The sequence below is a fragment of the Sphingomonas montanisoli genome (assembly GCF_008274695.1).
In the GTDB taxonomy this organism is placed as follows: domain Bacteria; phylum Pseudomonadota; class Alphaproteobacteria; order Sphingomonadales; family Sphingomonadaceae; genus Rhizorhabdus; species Rhizorhabdus montanisoli.
Genome location: NZ_VTOU01000012.1, coordinates 1 through 1425 on the forward strand (window position 1 = coordinate 1; position 1425 = coordinate 1425).

General features: G+C 61.9%; 2 protein-coding genes. One reads left to right on the top strand and one right to left on the bottom strand.

Annotated features, from left to right (window positions below; all coding sequences use genetic code 11):
- Positions 1–154 precede the first annotated feature (154 nt).
- Positions 155–589: an Rrf2 family transcriptional regulator gene (locus tag FYJ91_RS20440; protein ID WP_149524187.1), complete on the bottom strand. Its 435-nt coding sequence runs from the start codon at positions 587–589 to the stop codon at positions 155–157.
- An 87-nt stretch (positions 590–676) separates the two neighbouring features.
- Between FYJ91_RS20440 and FYJ91_RS20445 the strand changes: the two genes are divergently transcribed.
- The coding region (locus FYJ91_RS20445; protein WP_149524188.1) for a class I SAM-dependent methyltransferase at positions 677–1425 on the top strand (749 nt) is incomplete at its 3' end.

Below are 1425 nucleotides of genomic sequence, written 5' to 3' on the forward strand. Positions count from 1 at the left end.
CACAAACAGACTGTCAGGCTGGCAATCCGCGTTCCCGACAACGGCTACATTACGCGCAGTTCTCTCCCGCTTTTCGTCTCCAATAGCCCGCTTTAGGAAAGAGCAATCGGGGGTGGATTTTGGGAGAGCAGACCCTTGGACGGTGCTGATATGGTCAGACGCTAACGGAGCCGCGCCGTTCATCGAACGTCTTGACGAGAGTGGCTAGGCTGATCGATGCCAGCCGTTCGACCAGCAGACGCTCGGCTTCCTGTAGCGCCTCGCTTACGGCCTCGTTGACGACAGCCGCGATCTGGCAGCCGGGCTCGGGACCTTCGATCCCGATCGCGAACAGGCGGGGGCCGCCAACGGCGTGATGCACGTCCAGCAGCGTCACCGTCTTCAAATCGGCTGTGATAGCCCAACCACCGCCATGCCCCTTCTCCGAACGGACGTAGCCTGCGTCCCGCAATCCGGCCATTGTGCGGCGGATAAGGACCGGGTTGGTGCCGAGCATTCGGGCGATCGCTTCGGAGGTCATCGGCCCGTCATGCCGGGCCATGTGGATTAACACGTGGAGCATTCGCGAGAGGCGACCGTCATTTCGCATGGCACATGCTTCCGCCCGCGGCGTCATATTGGCAAGTCTGAGTTTTCACGATACTCGGTAGGTTGCATGATTCGTGGAGCATGACCAATGCGTGAGTTCAACAAGGCAGATCATTGGGACAGCGCAGCCGAGCGGTACGAGGAGACCGCGCATCCCTACACGGCACGCTATGTCGATGCCGCACTCGCTCATGTCCCACTGACCGCCTCGTCCCGTGTGTTGGATGTGGCAGCCGGAACCGGCGCGCTTGCGCTCGCCGCAGCGGTGTCCGGAGCGGAAGTCCTTGCGACCGACTTTTCACCGGGCATGGTCGCGCGCATCGCCGCCAAGGAGTTGCCGAACGTCGAAGCGCGGGTGATGGACGGTCAGGCACTCGATCTGCCCGATGCTGACTTCGACGCGGTGTTCTCGATCTTCGGCGTGTTCATGTTTCCTGACTGGCGCAAGGGACTGGCCGAGATGGCGCGGGTTACCAAACCTGATGGATATGGCGTAGTGGCGGTCTGGCAGGATCGCGGCGCGGGTGCGTTTATGCTGCTCGGTCAGTTGATCCGCCGACTGTTCCCTGAGCGTGAACTCACGGCCATGCCAGAGGCAATGACGATCCTTAGCACGGCGGCAGGCTTTGCTGTGGAGCTCGTGCGGGCGGGCTATCGTGAGCCGCAGATCGAGCACGTCACCCGCGACTTTGACCTCGACATGGCGGCGCTGGACGATCTCGACGGGCTGTTCGGACCATCACCTGACTGGACCAGCCTGGATGACCTGCAGAAAGGCATGATCGTCGCGGAGCTACGGTTACTGGCGGGCGACCAGACACACCTTCCTATCCCTTC